Annotated in this window: 24 protein-coding genes; 13 read left to right on the top strand and 11 right to left on the bottom strand. The window is 38.8% G+C overall.

The window, feature by feature from the left end:
• Positions 1 to 26: 26 nt before the first annotated feature.
• Positions 27 to 4,355: a PolC-type DNA polymerase III gene (locus AC5WOF_RS15650; protein WP_496050881.1), complete on the bottom strand. Its 4,329-nt coding sequence runs from the start codon at positions 4,353 to 4,355 to the stop codon at positions 27 to 29.
• 320 nt (positions 4,356 to 4,675) lie between these two features.
• Here AC5WOF_RS15650 and AC5WOF_RS15645 point away from each other — a divergent pair, with 320 nt between their 5' ends.
• Positions 4,676 to 6,028: a protein kinase domain-containing protein gene (locus AC5WOF_RS15645; RefSeq protein WP_496050880.1), complete on the top strand. Its 1,353-nt coding sequence runs from the start codon at positions 4,676 to 4,678 to the stop codon at positions 6,026 to 6,028.
• 19 nt (positions 6,029 to 6,047) lie between these two features.
• Here AC5WOF_RS15645 and AC5WOF_RS15640 read toward each other — a convergent pair whose 3' ends face one another.
• Positions 6,048 to 6,647 (bottom strand): DUF4241 domain-containing protein, encoded by a 600-nt coding sequence (locus AC5WOF_RS15640; RefSeq protein ID WP_496050879.1) that lies wholly within the window; start codon positions 6,645 to 6,647, stop codon positions 6,048 to 6,050.
• A 116-nt stretch (positions 6,648 to 6,763) separates the two neighbouring features.
• Positions 6,764 to 7,699 carry an EamA family transporter gene (locus AC5WOF_RS15635; protein ID WP_496050878.1) on the bottom strand — a complete coding sequence of 312 codons (936 nt, stop codon included), beginning with the start codon at positions 7,697 to 7,699 and terminating at the stop codon, positions 6,764 to 6,766.
• Positions 7,700 to 8,073: 374 nt separating this feature from the next.
• On the opposite strand from AC5WOF_RS15635, the gene AC5WOF_RS15630 reads away from it, so the two are divergent.
• Positions 8,074 to 8,199 carry a hypothetical protein gene (locus AC5WOF_RS15630; RefSeq protein WP_496050877.1) on the top strand — a complete coding sequence of 42 codons (126 nt, stop codon included), beginning with the start codon at positions 8,074 to 8,076 and terminating at the stop codon, positions 8,197 to 8,199.
• Here AC5WOF_RS15630 and AC5WOF_RS15625 read toward each other — a convergent pair.
• A complete protein-coding gene (locus AC5WOF_RS15625) occupies positions 8,196 to 8,384 on the bottom strand; it encodes a hypothetical protein (RefSeq protein WP_496050876.1) in 189 nt (62 codons plus the stop codon). The two genes, AC5WOF_RS15630 and AC5WOF_RS15625, sit on opposite strands and share 4 nt — an antisense overlap.
• 155 nt (positions 8,385 to 8,539) lie before the next feature.
• Between AC5WOF_RS15625 and AC5WOF_RS15620 the strand changes: the two genes are divergently transcribed.
• The 5 genes from AC5WOF_RS15620 to AC5WOF_RS15600 all read left to right on the top strand — a co-directional run bounded on the left by AC5WOF_RS15620 (position 8,540) and on the right by AC5WOF_RS15600 (position 12,097).
• Positions 8,540 to 8,911, top strand: a complete 372-nt coding sequence (locus AC5WOF_RS15620) for a YndA family protein (protein WP_496050875.1) — start codon at positions 8,540 to 8,542, stop codon at positions 8,909 to 8,911.
• Positions 8,912 to 9,030: 119 nt separating this feature from the next.
• The gene (locus tag AC5WOF_RS15615) at positions 9,031 to 9,837 is read left to right on the top strand and encodes an alpha/beta fold hydrolase (protein ID WP_496050930.1); all 807 of its coding nucleotides are present in this window, start codon (positions 9,031 to 9,033) and stop codon (positions 9,835 to 9,837) included.
• 135 nt (positions 9,838 to 9,972) lie between these two features.
• The gene (locus tag AC5WOF_RS15610) at positions 9,973 to 11,223 is read left to right on the top strand and encodes a copper resistance CopC/CopD family protein (protein WP_496050874.1); all 1,251 of its coding nucleotides are present in this window, start codon (positions 9,973 to 9,975) and stop codon (positions 11,221 to 11,223) included.
• A 20-nt stretch (positions 11,224 to 11,243) separates the two neighbouring features.
• Positions 11,244 to 11,861, top strand: a complete 618-nt coding sequence (locus AC5WOF_RS15605) for a YcnI family copper-binding membrane protein (RefSeq protein WP_496050873.1) — start codon at positions 11,244 to 11,246, stop codon at positions 11,859 to 11,861.
• A gap of 101 nt (positions 11,862 to 11,962) precedes the next feature.
• Entirely contained in the window at positions 11,963 to 12,097 is a 135-nt protein-coding gene (locus AC5WOF_RS15600) for a hypothetical protein (protein ID WP_496050872.1), read from the top strand.
• 129 nt (positions 12,098 to 12,226) lie between these two features.
• On the opposite strand, the gene AC5WOF_RS15595 is transcribed toward AC5WOF_RS15600, so the two are convergent.
• The 3 genes from AC5WOF_RS15595 to AC5WOF_RS15585 all read right to left on the bottom strand — a co-directional run bounded on the left by AC5WOF_RS15595 (position 12,227) and on the right by AC5WOF_RS15585 (position 14,030).
• On the bottom strand, positions 12,227 to 12,985 hold the full coding sequence (locus AC5WOF_RS15595; protein WP_496050871.1) for a pirin family protein: 759 nt from the start codon (positions 12,983 to 12,985) through the stop codon (positions 12,227 to 12,229).
• A 156-nt stretch (positions 12,986 to 13,141) separates the two neighbouring features.
• Positions 13,142 to 13,564: an organic hydroperoxide resistance protein gene (locus AC5WOF_RS15590; RefSeq protein WP_496050870.1), complete on the bottom strand. Its 423-nt coding sequence runs from the start codon at positions 13,562 to 13,564 to the stop codon at positions 13,142 to 13,144.
• Positions 13,565 to 13,583: 19 nt separating this feature from the next.
• Positions 13,584 to 14,030: a MarR family winged helix-turn-helix transcriptional regulator gene (locus AC5WOF_RS15585; RefSeq protein WP_496050869.1), complete on the bottom strand. Its 447-nt coding sequence runs from the start codon at positions 14,028 to 14,030 to the stop codon at positions 13,584 to 13,586.
• A gap of 287 nt (positions 14,031 to 14,317) precedes the next feature.
• Here AC5WOF_RS15585 and AC5WOF_RS15580 point away from each other — a divergent pair, with 287 nt between their 5' ends.
• The 5 genes from AC5WOF_RS15580 to AC5WOF_RS15560 all read left to right on the top strand — a co-directional run bounded on the left by AC5WOF_RS15580 (position 14,318) and on the right by AC5WOF_RS15560 (position 18,605).
• Positions 14,318 to 16,084: an HSP90 family protein gene (locus AC5WOF_RS15580; protein WP_496050868.1), complete on the top strand. Its 1,767-nt coding sequence runs from the start codon at positions 14,318 to 14,320 to the stop codon at positions 16,082 to 16,084.
• A 2-nt stretch (positions 16,085 to 16,086) separates the two neighbouring features.
• Complete coding sequence (locus tag AC5WOF_RS15575) at positions 16,087 to 17,136, top strand: hypothetical protein (RefSeq protein ID WP_496050867.1); 1,050 nt, start codon at positions 16,087 to 16,089, stop codon at positions 17,134 to 17,136.
• 72 nt (positions 17,137 to 17,208) lie between these two features.
• Positions 17,209 to 17,703 (top strand): DinB family protein, encoded by a 495-nt coding sequence (locus AC5WOF_RS15570; protein WP_496050866.1) that lies wholly within the window; start codon positions 17,209 to 17,211, stop codon positions 17,701 to 17,703.
• Between the two features lie 15 nt (positions 17,704 to 17,718).
• Complete coding sequence (locus AC5WOF_RS15565) at positions 17,719 to 18,021, top strand: putative quinol monooxygenase (RefSeq protein ID WP_496050865.1); 303 nt, start codon at positions 17,719 to 17,721, stop codon at positions 18,019 to 18,021.
• 29 nt (positions 18,022 to 18,050) lie between these two features.
• On the top strand, positions 18,051 to 18,605 hold the full coding sequence (locus tag AC5WOF_RS15560) for an RNA 2'-phosphotransferase (protein WP_496050864.1): 555 nt from the start codon (positions 18,051 to 18,053) through the stop codon (positions 18,603 to 18,605).
• A 132-nt stretch (positions 18,606 to 18,737) separates the two neighbouring features.
• Here AC5WOF_RS15560 and AC5WOF_RS15555 read toward each other — a convergent pair whose 3' ends face one another.
• The 4 genes from AC5WOF_RS15555 to AC5WOF_RS15540 all read right to left on the bottom strand — a co-directional run bounded on the left by AC5WOF_RS15555 (position 18,738) and on the right by AC5WOF_RS15540 (position 21,903).
• On the bottom strand, positions 18,738 to 19,778 hold the full coding sequence (locus tag AC5WOF_RS15555; protein ID WP_496050863.1) for an oxidoreductase: 1,041 nt from the start codon (positions 19,776 to 19,778) through the stop codon (positions 18,738 to 18,740).
• Positions 19,779 to 19,905: 127 nt separating this feature from the next.
• Positions 19,906 to 20,019, bottom strand: coding sequence for a LuxR C-terminal-related transcriptional regulator (locus AC5WOF_RS15550; RefSeq protein WP_496050929.1), 114 nt, complete (start codon positions 20,017 to 20,019; stop codon positions 19,906 to 19,908).
• Between the two features lie 566 nt (positions 20,020 to 20,585).
• A complete protein-coding gene (locus AC5WOF_RS15545; RefSeq protein WP_496050862.1) occupies positions 20,586 to 21,104 on the bottom strand; it encodes a pyridoxamine 5'-phosphate oxidase family protein in 519 nt (172 codons plus the stop codon).
• A gap of 265 nt (positions 21,105 to 21,369) precedes the next feature.
• Complete coding sequence (locus AC5WOF_RS15540) at positions 21,370 to 21,903, bottom strand: hypothetical protein (protein WP_496050861.1); 534 nt, start codon at positions 21,901 to 21,903, stop codon at positions 21,370 to 21,372.
• A gap of 648 nt (positions 21,904 to 22,551) precedes the next feature.
• On the opposite strand from AC5WOF_RS15540, the gene AC5WOF_RS15535 reads away from it, so the two are divergent.
• A complete protein-coding gene (locus tag AC5WOF_RS15535; protein WP_496050860.1) occupies positions 22,552 to 23,349 on the top strand; it encodes an HAD family hydrolase in 798 nt (265 codons plus the stop codon).
• Positions 23,350 to 23,366 lie beyond the last annotated feature (17 nt).

The raw sequence follows: 23,366 nt of genomic DNA, 5'->3' as shown, positions 1-23,366 counted from the left end.
TAAGAGTTTGTGCTAAATTTGCAACTCTATGCAAACAAACTGAGCTGGTTGCTTTCTGGTAAACCTTTCAAACAGCCCATGCGCTGCAAGCTCTCAACGACGGTACTGGAAATACGACCACGTCGTTGTAAGTCTTCAATCGATAAAAATTCACCAGCTTCTTGAGCTTCGGCAATTCCATCTGCTGCACTCTCTCCCACTCCTGCAATCGAGGCAAAAGGTGGAAGTAAACCGCCATCGCTGATTAAAAATTTATCGGAATGAGACTGATGAATATCGATGGGAAGAAATTTAATTCCTCGTGCATACATTTCTTGAGCCAGTTCCAAATTAGTCAGAAAGTTTTTCTCTTTTTGGGTTACTCCATACCCTTTTTCTTTGATTTCTTTCATCGCATTGGTGATCGCTTGATAGCCTTTCCCCATCAATTCGATATCAAAGTTATTGATTGCTTTGCTAAAGTAAGCAGCATAAAAAGCTTCTGGATGATACACCTTATAATAAGCAATCCAAATGGCAGAGATAACATACGCTGCTGCGTGTGCCCTTGGGAACATATACTTGATCTTTTTACAGGACTCGATATACCACTCTGGGACATCATGTTCACGCATAAGAGCAGTTTGCTCCTCCGTGAGGCCTTTTCCTTTCCGAACTGCTTCCATGATCTTAAAGGACGTTTTATTCGGCAATCCTCTGCGAATCAAGTACAGCATGATATCGTCACGGTTACAAATGGCTTCTGACAGGGTACAAACCCCATTTTGGATTAACTCCCGCGCATTTCCAGCCCAAACATCTGTCCCATGGGATAAGCCAGATACACGGGTAAACTCCCCAATCGTTCTCGGACGGGCAATTTCCAAAATACCTTGGGCAAATGCGGTTCCAAACTCTGGTATTCCAAGGGTTCCAAGCGACACACCACTGATATCTTCCGGCTTTATCCCTAACGACTCTGTACTTTTAAACAATTCGATTACTTTCGAATCATTGGTAGGCAGTGTAACAGGATCAACACCTGTCATATCTTTTAGCATTCTGAGCATCGCTGGTGCTGTGTGTCCCAGCAAATCGAGCTTCAAAATTTTACCGCCGATAGCATTGTAATCAAAGTGTGTTGTCGTCACGGTGGACTTCATGTTATTTGCTGGCCGTTGGATCGGAGTGAAATCTTCAACAACCATCGTTTTCGGTACAACCATCAATCCACCAGGATGCTGACCTGTTGTACGTTTTACCCCGATACAGCCATTGGCAATTCGCGCTATTTCTGCTTGACGGAACGTACGATTATTTTCTTCTGCATACTTTTTCACATAGCCAAAAGCTGTCTTCTCTTTGACGGTACCTACAGAGCCTGCACGGAAAATACATTCTTTGCCTAGTAGATCCTCTGTATAAGAGTGACATCTCGCTTGATAATCGCTGGCAAAGTTCAAGTCAATATCAGGTGTTTTGTCTCCTTCAAACCCAAGGAAGGTTGCAAACGGGATATCGTGACCGTCTTTTTTCATCTGTGCTCCACATTTTGGACAAGCACGATCAGGTAAGTCAAATCCCGTCTCGACTGAACCATCAGTGACAAACTCGGTGACAAAGCAGTCTTGACAACGATAGTGCGGCGGGAGAGGGTTCACCTCGGAAACTCGTGACATGGTAGCGACAAAGGAAGAACCCACAGAACCCCTCGATCCTACCAGATATCCGTCTTCGATCGATTTAACAACCAATTTACTGGAGATCATATAAATAACAGCATATCCATTACTGATAATCCCGTTCAATTCGGTATCTAAGCGTTCTGCTACGATATCTGGCAATGGGTTTCCATACCATGCATGAGCGGTTTCATAACAAATATTTCGCAGCTCATCTTCTACGCCCTCAATTTCTGGAGTGTAAGTACCTTCTGGGAACGGATTGATTTCTTCGATCTGATCTGCAATCAATTGGGTATTGGTAATAACTACTTCCCTTGCCTTTTGGGAACCGAGATAAGCAAACTCCTCTAACATCTCATCCGTTGTCCGCAGATGTGTTCGGGGTAATGTCCCTGTAAAGCGTGCACCACCCATCTGGTTACTGGAGACAATCTCTCGATAAATGGCATCTTTTTCATCCAAGTAATGCGCATTGCCTGTTGCAACAACGGGTTTACCCAGCTTTTCCCCAATGCGGACAATCAGCTTATTTGCTTCTTTAATCCGATCAATGCTATCCACTAATCCCTTTTCCACCAAATGTTGATTGATTTCCAGCGGTTGAATCTCTAGGTAATCATAATACTTAGCCACTTCTTCTGCATCTTCTGGTGTCTTGTTGAGAACTGTCTCATACAATTCTCCTTTCTCACATCCTGAACCGATAATCAATCCTTCTCGATATTCTTCTAATAAGCTTTTTGGAATCCTTGGTACTCGGTAAAAATGTTCGATATGAGATAAAGAAACGAGTTCATATAAATTTTTAAGTCCTGTTTTATTTTTGGCAAAAATAATAGCATGAAAAGGACGAAGTCTGCTGAGATCTCTGTTTTTGCTGGCTTCATTTAATTCATTTAACTCAGTGATATCTCGTTTTAATAGTAATTCGATTAGTTTCCAATGAACATAACCAGTAGCTTCTGTATCATAGATCGCTCGGTGATGCTGTTCTAAGGTTACATCGAATTTTTTTGCTAATGTATTTAAGCGATGGTTTTTCAAGTCAGGAAAGAGAAAACGAGCCATTTCCAATGTATCCATTACCGGATTCGCAGCGCTCGGATGCCCATTCTTCTGAAAAGCTGCTTGAATAAAGCCCATATCAAATCGAGCATTGTGCGCAACAATAACACTGCCCTCGATAAACTGAATAAAATCAGGTAAAATTTCGTGTAATTCTGGAGCATCCTGCACCATATCATCGGTAATTCCTGTCAGTTCTGTTGTAAAAGCAGATAGAGGGCGGTGCGGGTTGATAAATGTTTCATATCGATCGATGATTTTGCCTGCTTTCATCTTAACCGCAGCTAACTCAATCATCACATCGTGATTGACAGAAAGACCAGTAGTCTCCACGTCAAACACAACATAAATATCATCTTCAAGCTTTCGTTCTTCTGGATTCATCACGATGGAGACCCCATCATCGACAACGTTGGCTTCCATCCCCAAAAGCATCTTTATACCATGACTTTTCCCAACATCATATGCCTCTGGAAATGCTTGAATCACGCCATGATCGGTTATCGCTAAAGCGGTATGTCCCCACTCTTTTAACCTTTTGCATACTTTGGAAAACTGGGAGAAACCTTCTTTTTCAAAGCCATATAATCCATCCATCGCTGACATTGCGGTATGAAAGTGAAGTTCTACTCGCTTCTCCTCTGATTCATCCATCCGATATTCTTCCACTTTTGGCACTTCTACTATGTCTCTAGCAGTTAAAACCAAGTCGCGAGAAAAAGTGTCGTATTGAACAGGACCGCGAACTTTCAGCCAAACTCCATTTTTAATCCGTCTTAAAACTGGCATATCTTCTTTGTTCACAAACATTTTCATGGAAATAGAATTGGAATAATCCGTCAAATAACACGTGAACAATGTCCTTCCACTCTTTAAATCTTTCCAGTCTATTCCAAATACTTCTCCAGCTACAGTGATCCGCTTTTCTTCATCTTGAATCGTATCAATGGGAACAGGGGAATCTTGAATTTGATTTCCAAGTTGAATTTTGCTATCAACCGTCTCTTTTTCTTCTATTCTTTCTTTTACTTTTGCTTCTTGCATCTGAGTCTGATACAACTCGCGGCGAAGTACTTGTTCTTCTTTCTGCTTTTTTTCTTCTCGTTCTGTTGAATCCATCGTTTGTCCATCTGTTTTCAAAATAACCCGTATCTCTTGCCCCGTTAATCTTCGATAATATCCCTGGACGAGAAAATCCAATTCTTTTTGTCTCGCCATTTTCTCCATTAGCACATTGGGAAAAGCAACTTCTAAACTGCCAGAAACCATTTTCCACTTTGCTTTTCCAAGCCATCCACTCGCTGCGACAGCAGACTTTTCTGCTATTTGTCTTTTTATCCAATGCCAGTATTTTTCCATGACTACTTTAGTTTCCAGCGGATCATATATGAACTGTACCGTGGCATCGATACTCGGAGCCAAGTAACGCTGAATCTTCTCTTGAACTCCTTCCCATACCTCTACAGGTACCAGCTCTGGTAAATGGATATGTATCATCCAAGATTTCTTTTGAAGTTGAACGTTTACGTTTGTTATGAATGATTGTGTAAAATAAGCTTGATACCATTCAGAAGGGATTTCAGCGACAGAGAATAATTTCTGGAGAGCTTCATAACCTCTCGACAAATCCCCCACATCCTTTTTCTCATAGTAGAAATTAGTTTATCAGATTTTGCTTCAGAAGTCCCTCGATTTATTCCTAGCAAAACAGTCTAACATTATACATCCGTTACCTTCACTCAAACGTCACTTAACCTTTAAAAATAATTAATATTCTCTTGGAGTGTTATCCTGTGATAGACTTCATAATTATAGAGGAGATACAACGTTTTCCTATGATCTCAAAAGATTCACGCTTATGACACGTATTCGAACACAAATCTCAGCATACCTGATATAATAAGCAATGGACTAAATCCTTATGATAATAGACAAAGGTGGATACCATGTTAGGTAAGATTATCGCTGGCAGGTACGAAATACTAGAACATATCGCTGGTGGCGGAATGGCAGCTGTCTATCAAGGAAGAGACAATGTTTTAGATCGCATCGTGGCAGTAAAAGTGATGGACCCCCAACTGGGGCAAGACGATGAATTTGTGAAAAGGTTTATTCTAGAAGCCCAAGCAACCGGGAGGTTATCCCACCCTAACATTGTAAATGTGTACGATGCTGGAGAAGAAAATGGCATCTACTACATGGTAATGGAGTTTGTAGAGGGCATCACACTGAAAGAATATATTATAGAAAAAGGTTTTCTTTCCGCAAGAGAAGCAGCGGAAATTAGTGCTCAAATCTGTGATGGTTTAGCACACGCACACAAACAAGGCATCATTCATCGTGACATCAAACCGCAAAATATATTGTGTACTCCAGATGGAAGATACAAGTTGACTGACTTTGGAATTGCCCGTTTAGTGGACGCAGCTACACATCTGACCAAAACTGGAACGGTAATGGGGTCTGTCCATTATTTTTCACCAGAACAAGCTAGCGGACTCAACATCTCCTACCCTTCTGATCTCTATTCGCTAGGCGTAGTACTATTTGAAATGTTAACTGGCTCTGTTCCATTTGATGCTAAAGAACATATTTTAGTTGCGATGATGCATCTTCATGATGAAGTACCTGATCCAAGATTGGTGCAAGAAGACTTGCCAGAAAGTTTCACTCAAGTATTAAACCGTGTATTAGCCAAAAAACCGGAAGAACGCTATCAGTCATCCGAAGAATTTAAAACAGCATTACTTCAATCATTTTCCAATAACCCAGAACCCGAAATTCCCCTTCGTACCGAAGTACATTACCAGCCTACTGGGGACCAAGAGGTCGCTTGGACAAACGACAATCAAGCAGGATGGACGGACAAAAACCCGGAATATCCTCCAAAGAGCAATCGTCGGAAATATACCATTATCGGTTTATGTATTTTAATCATTGTCGGTTTAGGTTACTTTTTCTGGTCGCCAGGGGAACCAAACGCAGATGAGACCAAACCGCCAAAGACGGAACAATCACCACCATCGCAATCATCTTATATTGTAGTAGTTGGACTATTTCAGCATCGTACCAACGCAGAAAAGTTGGTAAAAAAATTAGATAATCAACAATTCGACGCAATGATTACTCCGAAAATAGTAAATGGAACTAAATATTACAGTGTTTATTTAGGTACTTATTCCGATAAAAACGAAGCACAAGTCCAGTTGGATGAACTGAAACAAACAGATATAAAAAATATACAAGATGCCTATATCACAGAAATGGACTCGAAAGACATAAAAAAGAGTGGTTCTTAAAATAGAACCACTCTTTTTCTTATGTTTTTATAAACTCCGTGACTAAACAGACAGGGTCGCCGTCTTCGTCATATCCCCAGTAAGTAGGATAAATACCGTGCCCATTGCCAGCCTGAAAACTAAATACATTGTAGCCCACTTGATTGAGCATTCTCTCTCCCCAAGTCATATCATCCTTACTGATTAACTTCATCCAATCCCCGCCATCTTCTACTTCATCACGACGGAACCGCAGTAGATTTGCTGTTTCTAAATCCATAAAACAACCTACTCCAGCGTCTACTGCATAACCAAATATCTCGTTTTCTTTTAGCTCTCTGATATCTTGCCCTTTGGTAGTGGCTAGCTCCCAATGAGCTACGTTCCCATCACCAAAACGCAACATGGCATGAGCAACACGACCATTATTTTCATCTTCAGAAGAGATGCGATTCATATACACAGGGTATCTGCCTTGAGGAACAACTTGTACAAATGGCTCGTATTCAGGACCTAAAGGATATATGTATGGATCACAAGCTACAATGCGTCCGGTAGGGAGCAATATAGTGCCTAGCTTTTTCCAGTTGTCGTGTGTAAGATTTTCCATGTTGTCAATCTGTATGGATAATTGTCTCATGAAACCCCTCCAAAATTTTTTCCTTATCATAACATATTGAAAATGTTACTAAATTTCAATCATGTTTCATTAAGTTAACAGATAAGAAAGACTCTAAAGCATAACATCGAACAAACCTATCCACCCAACTTGATCAAAAGAATCCCCACGATCAAAATCCCAATGCCAATATAGTGGTTTTTCTTCAATTCTTCTTTAAAAAATAACCAGCCAATCAACGTCCCAAAAGCAATGCTCAGCTCTCTGGTAGCAGAGACATAACCTACTGGAGTAGATTGCAAGGCATATTGCGTAGAGGCATTTGCTCCGAAAGTCAGCAATGCGCCAACCACCGCTTTGTCCTTATTTAAAAGAAAAACCCGTTTATATTCACGCAATGAAATACGATCCATCATCATTTTCCCTAGCCAGATGCCAATAAATACAATGTATTTGAATAACACACCAGACATCATAGCAGCACCCATGCTGTCAAATGTGATCGCACCTCCATTGATCGCGCCAGCGAGAAAAGCCCAGCCTGCTCCCGTTTGCAAAGTAAACTTTCCGCTAAACTGCATCAATAAAATACCCGCGACAACGAGGAGAATGCCGCCAAAACCAATCCATGTAAGAGTTACTCCGAGAAAAAAGGATAAAAAAGTAGACACCAACGGCCCTAATCCTCGAACGATCGGATAAGCATAACTAAATGGCAATTGTCGATAAGCATGAGCCAAACCCCAAAAATAGATGAGCTCACAAACAATGCTGCCTGCCATATAGAGATATGCTGCTGGTGGGATGGGTTGTTGTAACAAGAGATAAATGGCTAGTGGCAAGTAAAGAAAAACAGCGAGACCTACGATAATCGTGAAAAATGTATCTTTTTCTGTTACTTGCTTCGAGATAGCATTCCATCCTGCATGACCCAATGCCGAAATCAACAATAAGGACAAAATATATCCAGTCAAATGACCAATCCTTTCCCTTACATTAATACTTTTTTTCTTGACAAAAAAATAAATCCATGTTATTTCATTATAATTGTGGAGAATTGCAAAAAAAAGCACCTTTTCCGCATCCTAACAGTGTAAAATTCATAAATTTTTATTAAAAATAATAAAATGACTTTATTGATTTTTTATTAAGATTATTATTTATTTTTTAAATTTTAAACTCGCATCTTTACAAAAAATCAATAATTCTCTGGCTTGTTAGTACGCTAAAGCAAAAAATCTCCTTATTTTGAAAGCGATATCTTTTATGTAAAGAATGAAATCATCATAAAAAGAAAATATCCAATCGGCAGTTTTTTTGAAAATTTACGAAAAAGGGGTAGCATAATTTTGGTGGTTGGTCTATAATAAAGATGACTTCACAACCGTGGAGTTACCCGGAAACTTAGGAGCTGAGGCTCATAGTTTGGACCTCTTAGGAGGAACTCATGGCGAACACCACTTTCGTCAAGGTCATCAAGGTCATCGTCATCGTGGCAGAGCACAACGTCTGCTCCTGCGGAAAGCCGCAGGGACAGGGCGCGGGCTGCAACCACGGCGGTCGTGACCGCTAGTCCGAAGGGATCGGTAGATTAGGATGGACGATCATCCTAGCACAAGTCCGCACTCTCATCAATACATTGATTTGGTAATGATGAGAGTGCGGGCGAGCAAAAGCAAACACTTTATGTGTTTTATATAAGAGAGGAAAAGGGCTGGTAGGAATACTAGTCTTTTTTCGTACGCTCATACCATTCACACAGTACCCTCTTAGGAGATAGGTTCAGTGTTAACAATCTATTTCAAAGTAGGCTGTCATTAGCTTATCTCATTACATTCCTAAATTTTATGCATTTATACTTCTGATATATTGATTTATACTAAAATTCAATTAGCGAAATAGGGGGAATCGCCGTGAAACGAAAAAGGTTCAGTCATTTATTTGTGCTATTTCTCACTTTAGCTTGTGCTTCTGTTCTTCCATCTGGAGTGATACATGCTGGAACATGGGATTATCTAGGTAAGTATGATATGCATACGTATGTATACTCTACAGGCGGAGACTTTATGGCTTGTACCTCCCACCGTGAAACCATTAAATTGTGGGAATATGATCCGGACAATGCTGATGATTATGTCGGTTCTCAGTATCCTCTATGGAATCCTACTTATGGCGGCTGGTGTTCCATTTGGCGCGGTATTTCCAAATATGTCGACGGGGACAATGAGCGAGCAGAATTTTATGTCACCGGCTACGAAAGTACTTGGGTAAAATATTATGATTGAGTGTAGTTTATAGAAAAAAGCTCTCGACAGTGTTACTAATTCATTTTGTGTTCATACTCAAAACCTAAAATAAACATAATAATATCCACTCCCTAAGAGAAAGGAAGCAAAAATTGAGTATGAAAACAAATATTTTACCTGTTCCTGGAGCTAACTTGTACTACGAAGTCAGAGGTTCTGGCCCTATTCTCCTTTTGATTCATGGTGGAGGAGGAGACACAAATGTATTTCATTTTATCGTTGATCAACTCGCCAATTGGTATACTGTTGTAACTTATGACCGCAGAGGACATTCTCGCAGTAGCTTAATAGACCCATCAGAATCCTTTCATATCTCCACACACAGCAATGATGCTCATTTACTCTTGTCCCATATCACTGATGAACCTGCCTATATATTTGGAAGTAGTTCTGGAGCCGTGATTGGACTCGATCTAGCTCTTCATCACCCTGAGCAAATAAAAACCCTTATAGCCCATGAGCCACCTTTGTTTCAACTTCTCTCTGGCAAAGAAGGAGAATTTGCAAGAAACTTAATCATTGATTTGCAAATCGATCTCCAACAAAAAGGCGCATTTTATGCAATGAATCGGTTTGGACAAGTGCTAGGTATGCATCACGGTGATCAAGCCCCTCCAGAAAGAGAATCAGACAAGAATGTGGTTTATTTTATTACCAAAGAAGCACCGGGTGTTGTGGAATACCAATTTAATAAAAATCTTTTATCATCCATCGAAGAAAACAACGCTCTGTCGGTATTACCTGCTGGTGGAGAAAGCTCAAAAGATTACTTCCCATTTACAAGTTCCGTATTGCTTGCCGGGCTATTACAAAAGCAAGTTACTGAATTTCCTGGTGATCACATCGGTTATGTCTTTCAGCCTCAAGCTTTTGCTCAAAAATTACATCAAATTTTATCCGAATAAGAGCCTGCAAATACGAACCTTTTATAAAATAGGTTCGTATTTTTTTGTGAAAGGATAGTCCTTTTGAGTCATATCAAAAATAAGATGATCTTCTATAATAGAGAAGACAAGTTTTTACATTTAGGTGGTCTTTTCATGCCAAAAAAATCAGCTTTTCTATTATCCTTATTTATTTGTTTCCTTGGATGCCTTATACCTAGCCGTGTATTTGCACATGCATATTTACTCGATAGCAGTCCCAAACAAGGAGAAACAGTAAAACTAGCTCCCAAAGAGATTCAGTTACATTTCAGCGAACAAATAACACCGGATGTGCTGAGTATTACTGTGAAAAATCCAAGGGGACAGTCCCTTCCCATATCGCTAAAACTTGCCCCAACTGATCCATCCCGAGTAATCGCGTCCCTCCCAAGTATTAGTAAAGGTACGTATACCGTCAACTGGTCAGTAGTTTCTGAAGATGGTCATCCAGTGAATGGAAGCTATTCTTTTGCTTTTGGAGAGAAAGCAGCCACAACAGCAGGGGGAAATGAAACTTCACATCCCATCTCGACATCACTGCTCATTCTGCTCCGTTTCCTTAATGAAGGATGGCTGCTGATCGGTGCAGGATTTGTCTGGGTTTCTTTTTTTGCGAAAAAATATCAGTTACCCGTCTGGACAGGAAAATCCAACCGTCTTGTCAAATGGACTTCGGCTCTTCTTTGGTTTGGGTTTCAAATCACTATCTGGTTTTTGTATGCATCGGAACTGCCTCAAAACTTGTTAAACAAATGGTTATGGCAAGGGCAGTTTGCTTCCCTTGTGCTTGTTCCATTTGCAATCGTCTTACTGCTTCAGGCATTTCTTTATATCTTGCTGTGCCTTCCAAACATGGTCAAAGGCTGGTATCTGACCCTATGGGTATTGATTACAGCAACTTTTGCTTTTAGCGGGCATGCTTGGTCTAGCCAATCGGTCGGTTTAGCCTTGATCGCTAGACTTCTTCATATTTGGTCTGGAGCACTATGGCTCGGAGGGCTCGCTTATTTACTATGGGTTTGCATCCACTATCAAACAAAAATCGGGGAAACGCTGCGAAAGTTTCAACCTTTTTTCTCTCGAACAGCATTGATAGCTGCTAGTTTATTGATTTCAAGCGGCCTATTACTTGTTACGGTTCAAACCGATTGGACTCTTGTTTGGACATTCCAGACATTTTGGAGTCGTTTTCTGATCATAAAAATATTACTTATCATCGGAATGCTCTTATATGCAGGACTGCAAAATCGTCATTGGAAATCCACTATTCTGCTTGAGCGTGATTCCCTGCGAACAGAAATCATACTTGGTTTCATCGCATTATTACTTGGTGTCTGGATGAGTCAAATCGCTTATCCCATCTAATGAAAAAGGAGTTTATTTCATTGAAAAAATATCATATCCCTATGACGTTATTCGTTTTATTTACCTTTTTTGGATTTACAAGCATCGTCGATGCACATGTTACCGTTTGGCCTAAAGAATCAACGGTTGGAGCTTATGAAAAATACACCGTACGTGTACCATCTGAAAAAGACAGCAGCACGACGAAAGTACAATTAGAATTTCCAAAAGACGTGCAGGTAGAAACCGTAGAACCTGTTCCCGGTTGGAACTATCAATTTGTCAAAGGTTCCGATGGCCGCAATACCGGTATCATCTGGACGGCTACAGGGGATGGGATCAAATCCCATGAATTTTTTGAGTTTCCGTTTATCGGAGCAAACCCAAAACAAGCAACATCTGTCTCATGGAAAGCTCATCAAACGTATGCAGATGGCACTGTAGTTGACTGGACTGGTGCTCCTGAGAGTGAATCACCTGCATCTGTCACCACCATTAGTCCTAAAGTGGAAATGAATGCAATGGATCATACGATGAATATGAATCCTCCAGCAACCGACAAGTCTTCATCTTCCTATCAATGGATAGCCATCGTCCTTGCTGCACTAGCACTCTTGCTTTCCATCATCAATCTGTTCCGAAAGAGAACAGGAGAATAACTTATTAAGGAAAATTTTTCGTACTTGGATTCATATTACCGAGCAGATACAATGATAAGTGTAAGCATAAGCATCACTCTTCCTTCTGTTTGGGAGCAGTTATGGATGATGAGCAACTCAAGGAAACTCTGAAGGAGCTGGACAAAGACCTCATTGAATCTCTGGAAGGGGATTCTGATGTTGAAGAGGCACTGGCAAAAGTCAAACAGCTAGCCGCTGGTGAACCTACGGATTAACTGAGTCCGCAAACAGAAGCGACCGACCTGAATCATCTCGGATAGATTCGGTCGGTCGCTCATTTTATTGATATAAGGAAAATCGCATTTAGTAATGCTAAGTCTCCACACTACTTACATACAAACATCTTACCATTTTGGATACAGTTTATAATCTGTTTTACTGGGTACTTGAATGAGTAACATTCGTAACTCGGAATCTGATTTCAGTTGATATATGTGTTGCTCATCTGCTTCCAAAACAATAAAATCTCTCTCTTGAAAAGAAGTCCAGTCATCCTCTTTCCAACTACCCGTTCCTCGCAGGGCTAATGCCGCTAAGACATATCCTTCCGGAAGAAGATGTTCATAAGTACTGTTGCCAGCTAATTGTACATCCCACATCTGTACATCAGTAGTCAAAAAAACAGGGGAACCGCTGCCAATAATATTTTTAATCTGCACACCATCTTGCTCCACAACAGGAAACTCTGTTGTTTCAAATTGATGATAAGTTGGTTTCCTTTTCATTGCTTCTTGAATAAAAGGTTCAAACCATATTTGAAATGCTTCCATATTAGGTCCGATGAATCTTTCTTCATGAGACACTCCAGATCCTGTCTGCATCACTTGTAATCCACCAGCGCCAACAACACTTTTCGTGCCCAACGTATCCCCATGTTCTGCCTGACCATGTATCACATAGGTGATAATCTCAAATGCTTGGTGGGGATGTAACGGAATATAGCCTTCTTGCTCTGCATGAGCCCATGCCCAATAAAACAAAGGGCCAATTCGTTTAACTCCTGATCTTTCCCCTGAAAAACCAATGGGTTTTTGTTCTGTAATTTTACCGCCATCAAAACTGCCAACAGCTTGTTGAGATGGTTGATAAACGCTTATACCCATCATGACACCTCATCATTTTTATAAAAAATTTTATTAGTTCAATCACTTACTTTAATTTAGTATATAACATTCACTTACTTTTGTGAAGTTACTTGTTTCATCTAGAAAAAACAGGCTATAGATCTCGTTTGATCTATAGCCTGTTTTGCTTATGGTTTATTCTACTACATTCAACACAACATCAATATTGCCACGAGTGGCTTTGGAATAAGGACATACCTGATGTGCTGCTTCTAACAACTCTTGTGCTGTCTCTTTATCTACTCCAACGATTTGTACATCCAGCTGAACAGCAAGTCCAAATCCACCATCTGTATCTTTGCCAATTGAAACGTTAGCTGTGACTTTTGTACTCTCTACTTCTTTTAAACGTTTTTTTCGTATCACAAGGTTAAGTGCGCTATCAAAGCAAGCAGAATAACCAGCTGCAAATAACTGCTCAGGGTTTGTTGCTTCTCCACCCGGTCCGCCTAAAGACTTAGGCATTTTCACTTCCAAATCAATCACACCATCACTTGATACTACTCGACCATTACGACCGCCTTCAGCAGTCACATGCGCTGTGTATAGAGATTCCATATTGTTTACCTCTTTTCATTTATTTATCTTTTAACCCATGCAATTGCCCAAGTAATGCTTGTAAGCGGCTGAGCATCTCCATGATTTCTTCTGCTGTCCATCCACTTTTTTCGAGCAATTCCTCAGGTATGCAATAAGCTCTCTCCTTTAAAGCTTCCCCTTTTTCCGTCAAACTTACTAAAACCGTTCGTTCATCTTCCTTCGATCGAAAGCGTTTCACTAACCCATTTGCTTCCATTCGCTTTAACATCGGGGTAAGAGTACCAGAATCTAAGTAAAGTTTCTTTCCAAGTTCTTTAACAGTTGCTTGTTTTTGCTCCCATAATACAAGCAGCACCAAGTACTGGGGATACGTTATCTCTAAAGCATCCAACAAAGGGCGGTAGAGCCCGATAACTTCCCGAGAGCAAGCATATATCGAAAAACAAAGTTGTGAATCAAGCCGCAGCATATCTTCTTTGTTCATTCTTCCTATCCTCCAGAAACTGCTTCGTAGTTTCTTTCTACCAGCAAAACAGCCACCTTCTTCAAATTCAATTTTAAGCAATTTGATTGTGCACAATTAAAATATCATGTTCTATTCTTCTTGTCAAGGAAAGGTTTATGATGACTAAAAACTAATTCTATTTTCCCCAAAATGCCCTAGAAAAAACATCCAATTGCCATAAAATTAATGAAATTACTGGTTTGATCTAAGTATTTATAATAAAATTAAAATCAATATTTATTTGCAAATCACAAGGGAGATATAAAATGGATCAATTTCATTTTAAAGTAAACCTCAAAGGGATGATTGATCTGCTTTCCAATCATCTATACAGCACCCCACAAGTATTCGCCCGTGAATTGATACAAAATGCAGTGGATGCGATCACAGCACGTCAAAAAATAGAAGCTTCTCATCAAGGGAAGATAGGATTAGAGTTGTTCTCTTCTCCTGATACTCTCCCCACTTTATATATTGAAGATAACGGTATTGGATTAACAGAAGAAGAAGTACATCATTTCCTTGCACAGATTGGACAAACATCCAAAAACCGGGAAGAAGAACAAGATTTCATCGGTCGCTTTGGTGTTGGGTTGTTATCTTGTTTTATCGTGAGTGATGAAATTGTGCTGCTCACTCGTTCTGCTAAGGAAAACAAAACGATTGAATGGCGCGGTAAGCCTGATGGAAGCTATACAATCCAAGTGTTGGAACAGGAAATGGAAGTAGGCACAAAGATTTACCTCCAGAGCAAACGCGGCTTTGAATCCTACTTTACAAAGGAAAAAATACAAGAAATGGTTCGACACTATGGGGAGTTTCTTCCTTTCCCCATTCACTTTTATGATGATAAGCCAATTCGATTGAACAGCGATAAAACCCCATGGGAAATGACGACTGAAGAAGCACTTTCTTATGGAAAGAAAAAAATGCAAATCGATTATCTCGATGCAATTCCGTTATATTCACCTGCCGGGGATGCTAGTGGTGTTGCCTACATTCTTCCCTATCCTATAAGGGTCAACGCTAAAAAACAGCATCTTGTCTATGTGAAGCAAATGTTATTATCCGAAAAAGTAGAAGGAATACTCCCAGACTGGGCATTTTTTGTCACAAGTATTCTCAATGTCAATTTACTAAAACCGACAGCGTCTCGTGAAGAATTCTCCAATGACGAACGCCTAAAATTGGTTCAACAAGAATTAGGAAAATGTGTCAAACGATACCTCATTCAACTGAGCAAAACAAACTTAAATCGATTTAAAAAAATCATTGAAATTCATTATGAATCCCTTAAGTTTTTGGCGCAAGAAGATGATGAATTATATACACTTTTCATCGATTGGCTACCATTCAACACTTCTTTTGGACGACTGGCCATGAAAGAAATCCGAGATCATTCCAATACCATCTTATATACCTCGAATATGGATGAATTTCGACAAATCCACCAAGTAGCGAAAGCTCAATCGATCTGCGTTGTAAATGGTTCTTATATGTACGACACAGAGCTATTGGAAAAACTGCCAAACGTATTTTCTGATTATAAAGTGAAACACATCAATTCTAGTTCTTTCATGTATAATTTCACAGAGTTATCACTGGAAGACCGAAGAAAAGCATATGATTTTGTTGAATTAGCAAACAAAGTTCTACAGCCCTACCAATGTACAGCAGAGATGAGAAACTACCAACCTGATGATCTCCCAGCACTTTATACAACAAATGAAGAAGCACTTTTTATTCGTACGACCGAACAGACAAAAGAAGAAGCGAACGATTTATTTTCTTCGATTATCACTCAACTGACCAATAACAAAGTAAAACCTAGTTTTGCTCAATTGTGCTTTAACTTTCAAAATCCCACAATCCAAAAAGTGATCCAATCTACCAATACATCACTCAATGAGTTGATCGTAGAAATATTATATGTACAAGCGTTACTGCTAGGGAATTATCCACTGAAAAAACAAGAATTTCAATTACTGAACAAAGGATTAATCTCATTTATCGAGCGAGGGTTAGGAGAATAGCGATGATAGAAAAATTTGAAGACCTTTTGGAGCAATCATATGATGCTCCTCATGGCAGAGCAAAAATCGGTATCTTGGAAGAAGCGATCCGAATCGCAGATGTACATTTAGGTCCAGAATATCAATTCGATGCGAGAATGTTATTAGTCGATACTGCTATTTTCTCTGGGCATGGCGAGAAGGCCATCGTAGCATTCGCTTGGTGTCTGGCTTATTATGATAAACATCCAGAGATGGCAAACAACCATCAAATGATGTGGAACTACAAATGGGTTGCCGATCGTCTCCTTTTGTTCCCAGATATCGAACTTGCCAAAGTGGAATCGACACTCGAAGATTTAAGAGAAAGATTTTCCCAGACTGGTCATGGGCCACACTACTATTATTATCTCAAACATGTCTTAGCGATGAACTTAGAGAAAACAGAAGAAGTAAAACACTATTATGAAAAATGGATAGCAGAACCAAGTGATTCACTGTCTGATTGTCATGCTTGTACATTAGCAAACAAAACACAGACGCTTCTTTATCTGGGAAAATTAGAGGAAGCCTTAACCGTCGCACAGCCTATTTTAACAGGAAAGGTTTCTTGTCATAGCGTTCCACATCGAACCTATGCTGATTTATTACTTCCTCTTTTAAAGGCGAATCGCAAAGCAGAAGCTGATACTTATTATCAAAAATGCTATGAACTGATCTATAATCAAACTGGATTTCTAGATACATCTATAAAACTATTTACATATCTGGCCATTACCGATACAGCAAAAGCAGTAGCATTTTTAGAAAAATACTTTAAAGATGCATATGAAACAGATGAATCTATTGTCAAATTTGATTTTTATATTGTTGCAGCAACCATTTTGGATATATTAGAAGAACAAGACTCTAAAACGATCCAGTTACCCGATTCCATGAAACTAGAAGACATCAAACAAGAAATGTTAAGATTAGCTACACTATTTGATGAGCAAAACCAAACAAATGTCTATACCAACAAAATAAAAAAGGTCCAAACGGAAATACAAGAACTTCAAAAAATATTTCAATAAATCAATCACCCTGACCATATTTTGTCAGGGTGATTGTATAATAAAAGAAAATAGTTAGGGGAGTTTATATGCATGTTTATTACTATAAAGCAATTTGAAGCCGAGTTTATTGAACACGCCACCAATACACAAAATCTGTTTAATGCCCTGACAGACGAATCTCTCGATCAAAGAATAACAGAGGATCACCGCTCGCTAGGAGAACTCGCTTTGCATGTTATCGCTTCTTATAATTTCGTCGGTTTACTCGGATTATCTGTACCAACATTTGAACTAGATGATATTAGGTTATCTGCTGAATACATTCAAACAGAGTATAATAAAATGATAAATGCAGTGTTACGAGCTGTTGTAACGGAATGGAAAGATAAAAAATTAAAAAAGCAAGTAAACATAATGGGAGAAGAATTACAGAACGGTGCAGCACTTCGATTTATCATCAATCATTCCATCCATCATTGCGGGCAAATGACCGTATTGATGAGACAAGCAGGTTTACGTATCCCAGGATTATATGGTCCGACAAGTGATGATTGGATAGAACAAGGAGAAACACCTCCAATTTAAGAGGAGCCAAGTGACATGGACAAATTCGGTCAGTATGTGAAGTTCATTACTCATGAAGGGAAAAGAGATGAGCTGGCTCAAAATCTACTACAGGTGGTTGAGCACATGCATATAGTAGAAGGTTGTGAACTTTATGTTATCAATATATCTATTGAAGATGAAAATGCATTATGGGTTACAGAGATATGGTCAAGTAAGGAAGCTCATCAAGCCTCTCTCACCTTAGAAGGAAGCAAAAAATATATCGCTGCTAGTTTACCTCTTATCAAACAAGTTGATAAAGTAGAGCTAAAAACATTAGGTGGCTTTGGCTTGTAATTTGGATATAAAACAAAGAAGTGATGGAAATGAATGAAAGCAAACTAAAAAGTACCAGTAAGTTCCTCAGTTTAATCTTGCGACACCAACCAGAATTAATTGGAATTGAATTAGACCAAAATGGATGGGCCTCTGTTTCCAAGCTTCTAACTGCATGTAAAACCAAAAACAAGTCCATCACGATGGAAGAATTAGAATTTATCGTAGAAACGAACAACAAAAAACGGTTTTCCTTTGATATACAAAAGCTTCGAATACGTGCAAATCAAGGGCATTCGATAAACATAGATCTAGGCTATGAACCCAAGTCCCCACCAGATCTGCTGTACCATGGAACTGCAAAACATTATTTAGAACAAATTTTAAAAACAGGTTTAAATAAAAAATCCCGCCATCATGTCCACTTATCGTTATCTCCGGAAACAGCCAGGGATGTTGGAAAACGACATGGCGTTCCTGTTATACTCACCGTTAATGCTTACCAAATGGCACAAGACGATCATCTCTTCTATGTATCAGAAAATGGAGTCTGGCTAACCGAACATGTACCACCAAAGTATATTTTGCAAAAAGATCAAAGGTAATCACCGGCTATAGATGATTACCTTTGATCTTTAGTTTGGATTAACTTCAGAATACATATTGGTGCTTGTCCGAGAATCACATCTTGCATAATAAAAAGAAAAAACTCCCTCTTTTCTAGGGAGTTTCCGTTTCTACTCTGACAAATAAATTGCTTTTTTCTGCTCACTGCTTAATTTTGCCAGCTCAATCAACTTTATGGTTAACAAACCTTCCTCTGCTGGGACGGGAGAGGCTTTGCCTTCTTTTATATGCTCATATACTTTTTGATAGTAGGCTAGATAAGAACCTGGAATCGTTTTCACTCTTTGCGTCACTGATTTGCCTTCTTTTTCAACGGTTAATTCCCCATATTTTGTAGGATCATCTTCTCCCCAATCACTGCTGATCGGTTTCTTCCCTGCTTTTAATGCTTCTTCTTGACAGTCCAGTCCATATTTAATAAAACTGCCTTTGTCTCCATGAACAATATATTTTAAATCATGTGCTGAAACGACGGAACCTGCATGTAAAATCACACGCAATGTATCGTAACCTAGCACCAAATGAAAATAATCATCTGTTACTGCCTGATCTCGTTGGTGAAGGAGATCAGCCTGTATAAACTGAGGAGGTCCAAATAGATGGAGTGCTTGATCGATTAAATGAGACCCAAGATCATAAAGAATTCCTGAACCTACGCCTTCTTGCTCTCTCCAACGCGCTTGCACATCCGGCCGATATCGATCAAAGTGAGCTTCATACATACGAACTTCTCCCAATACTCCTTCGGTTATAAGATGTTTTACCGTCAAAAAATCGTTGTCCCATCTTCTATTTTGATAGACACTGAGCATTACATTTCTCTCTTTTGCTATTTCCAATAACTGCTCAGCTTCTTCAACCGTATTCACCATCGGTTTTTCCAAAACTACATGTTTTCCAGCCAGCAACGATTGTTTGGCCATCTCAAAGTGAAATATGTTAGGGGTAGTAACGACTACCAATTGTATGCTTGAATCATCTAAAATTAGTTGAAGATCAGATACTACTTCAACATTACCAAGATCTTGATGTACCTTCTCTGGGTTGGATGACAGTACCTTAGTGATCTTAAAGTTTTCCAAAACTTCTAGCAGAGGTGCATGAAAGGTAGCCCCTGAAAATCCATATCCAATAAGCCCTACTTTAATCATATAACACCCTCTTTTCCCTTCCATTTTTCTCTTCTACATTTTCCGTTAAACCTGCTTTCAAAGCAAATAAAGCTGCTTGTGTACGATCTCGAATTTTCAATTTTTTTAATGTAGAAGAGAGATAATTTTAAACGGTACCTTCACTGATATACAACTTACTCGCTACTTCTTTGTGATGAAGACCACATCCCAAAAAATCGAGAACTTTCTTCTCTCTACTAGTAAGCTGATCTGATCTAATCTTTTTTGTCCTTCATCATCTAGTGTATTCTCATTTTTTCTATTTTTATCAGAGCTCTTCCATAATCTCTCCTGTTACGTCTTCTTGCATGACTATTCCCCTCTCATTAGACGATGGGAATAACAACTCTTGTTTTAAATCCATTCCCTTTTTCAGATAAAAATGAACATATTCCGTTCAATTCTTTTGCACGATTTTATATATTCTTTAAACCAAAACCCATTTTTACTGACTCACAACCTATTCCATCATCTTCTATCATGAATTGGAGAAGATGATCTTTAAGCTCATCCCTTATCCATGCTTTATTGGCATTTTCATAGGTTCCTGACAAAAAATAAACGACTTGAATCATTTCCGATTCAAGTCGTTTATTTTTACATAAAGAAAAGACATTTCATTTATAGTCTTTTGACCGAAAAGGAAAACCGCAAACTCTGGATATCACACCGATTTCTACATTAGTCAGTTTTATATAAAAGCAAATCATTTCAGGATAGAGAAGATCTACTTAAACGTCTTCTCCAATTTTGGAATTAGTGAAGACGTTGCTCAGAAAAAAGAGGCTATAGTTGTGATCCTTTTAAGTTTTCCAACACACGATCAACCTCTACTTCTAAACGACGATCAATTTGTGTTTTCATAACAGATTCGATATCTATAATGTATATTTTCTCTAATTCAATCTTAAAAAATCTCCATGGAGCATTTCCTTCAAATGAAGTAGAAGGACGGTACCACCATTCCCGCTCTTTTGAGTCAAGAAAGTTAACTTTAAAATAATATTCGGATACTTCCTCTAATTCTTTGCCAGATACAACGGAGCAATTTCCAATGAATTGCATACCATCTACTTGCTCACCAATAGCTGTAGAGTTATATACAGCACACATGACCCTTGGATGCTTTATTATATCTCGAGAGTGATGTGCTTCTGTTGCAGAATAAAAATACAGATGACCTTCAGGTCCGATAACATAATTGACAGGTGCAACCCAAGCTTCTCCGTTTGAATTGGTTCCTAAAGTTAAATACCTGTTTTCTTTGAGGATTTTTACCGCACGTGCAACAGATGGATTATTCATTTTAATTCTCCTTTTTTAAAAGTTTTATATATAAAATATAGAATTTACCAAACGAAGTAAAGGAAAAATAATAAGAATAACAATAAATCAACAAAAACCGTCTATTTCAAACTAAGAGAAGACGATTTTATCCATTACTTTATTAAAAATTGTTAATAATTAAATTTCGATTAATAAACCACTCATATAACTTACATATTTTTGGTGGCTGGGCGAGATCACTGAGGCGATGCCTCGTCCTCGTCCAGCCTCCCTGGAAATTCAGTTATTCGCTCAGGAGACTCCTGAGGTCCTTTCCAGACCTTCTCCGGCCATGATGGTGGTATCCCTCTGGGATCCCACATTCAGCCAAGGCATCATTGAGCAGAACGTACTCTTTCAGAATCCCGATCAATTTTTCACCCAGTGGTAGCATTCGAGCCAAGTAGTCCTCTTCTCCTTCATAGCCTCGAAAAGAGAAGTTAGGTCGAAATCCTTTTTGCCACGTAGGGCGATTGTCCGTCAGTCTCATCAGATACCAGATTCGATCTCCCACCAAAGTGAAGTCGTAACCGATCATCACGGGATACCACCTTGTTGCAAGTTGGTACACCTTGGAATCAACGATGGTGAGACGATCTTTCTCCAGATGGGACAACTCACGGGAATCTTCCTCGGAGCAGGGCTTCAGAAGTGATTCGTAGATTACCTCCTGTGTTCTGGGAACTACGGCAGCCATCATGTGAAAGAGAAACTTCCTCTGCCACAGATAGTATTGATCGGTCAACTCAAGTGCTTCGGAAGAAAGTCCATCGGACATCTTTACCTCCAGGGTTTCGATATATCTATTATAACGAAAAAGTCATAAAATGAGCAGCTGCCCCTTAGGCGAATTCCTTGAAATAGTCACTAAGAAAACATAAATCCCATAAGGAATGTTTTTATATAAAACGAAACTCTTTTGATAGCGCAAACAATCTATTTTTTTTACAATCTACTCCTATTAAAAATCGTGTAATAAGATAAGAATCTGTTTGTCTATTTGATCCATCAAGCTAACCTCCAACTATTATATAAATATATAAATTCAATCGCCCAATTTTCTACTAGACTCTATTCTTGTTCAAAAGAATAGAGTCTAAAATTTATTCAAAACTCTAATGGCTTTCCATTTTAGTCATATTTTCTTTGAATTTTTTTGTCTCTCTCAAATGTATCAAAGATTCGTTTTCGTTTGTAGAACTATCCAACTATATCAAAACTTACCTAACTGTTATGTACTGAGAAATTAAGTTTAAATATAATTTACAATCTTTAATATTTCTTTATATAATTATCATTATTCCTATATAGAATTATCTATATATTTCTGATAAAATAAATCCCAATCATTGATAATTAAAGTTTATATTTTGCAGAAATTGTGCAAGAAGATGGGAATGATTTCTATTGAAGAAGGGGAAAAGAAATGATTCGATTATTTGTTAGTGACATTGATGACACCTTGTACAATGAGAAAAAGCAAGTTGATTCGGAAAACCGAGAGGCCCTAAAAAAATTACACCAAGCCGGTATCCACCTTTGTTTAGCATCTGGAAGAAATAAATTAGAGATTGATGAAGTGGTTCAAGATATTGGAGGCAGTTATCATCGAATCTGCCAAAATGGGGCAGATGTTTTCACATACGAAGGAAATTGTGTTGATACGATCTCCTTTGAACCTCATCTGGCACGTGAACTTTATCAAACTGCTAAAAAGTATGAATTATTCCATTTTATTGGAACTCCTACACAGATACTCACTCCAGAAAATCACGATTTAGCACGAGAATATTCCCAAAAAGTAGGCATCATATTTGAAGAAGATCGAGGTGTAGAGAGCAAAATAGGAAATAGTATTCTACCTAGTAAATTTGTTTATTATGGCGCACAGGAAGAACTTAATTCTTTGGATCAACTCATACATCATACTTTTCCTGAAAAGCTGGATAGTTTTATGAGTACTCCTTATAGTTTGGATTTTTTACCTAAAAATGTAAATAAAGGCACAGGTGTTCATAAATTAGCTCAACATTTAGGAATAAAAACAAACGAAGTAGTGACCATCGGAGATTCAGACAACGACCTCTCGATGTTAGCTTACACGCCACACAGTTTTGCTATGAGCCATGCAAAACCTCATATACAAAACAGTGCGAATCATGTGGTTTCTTCCGTAGCTAAAGCAGCTGAATGGATACTTGATTATAATCAAAAAAACGCTTAGTGGGGACCTCCTTCACT

It is taken from the genome of Shimazuella sp. NTD250 (genome assembly GCF_059510375.1).
This window is presented reverse-complemented; position numbering and strand designations above follow the sequence as displayed.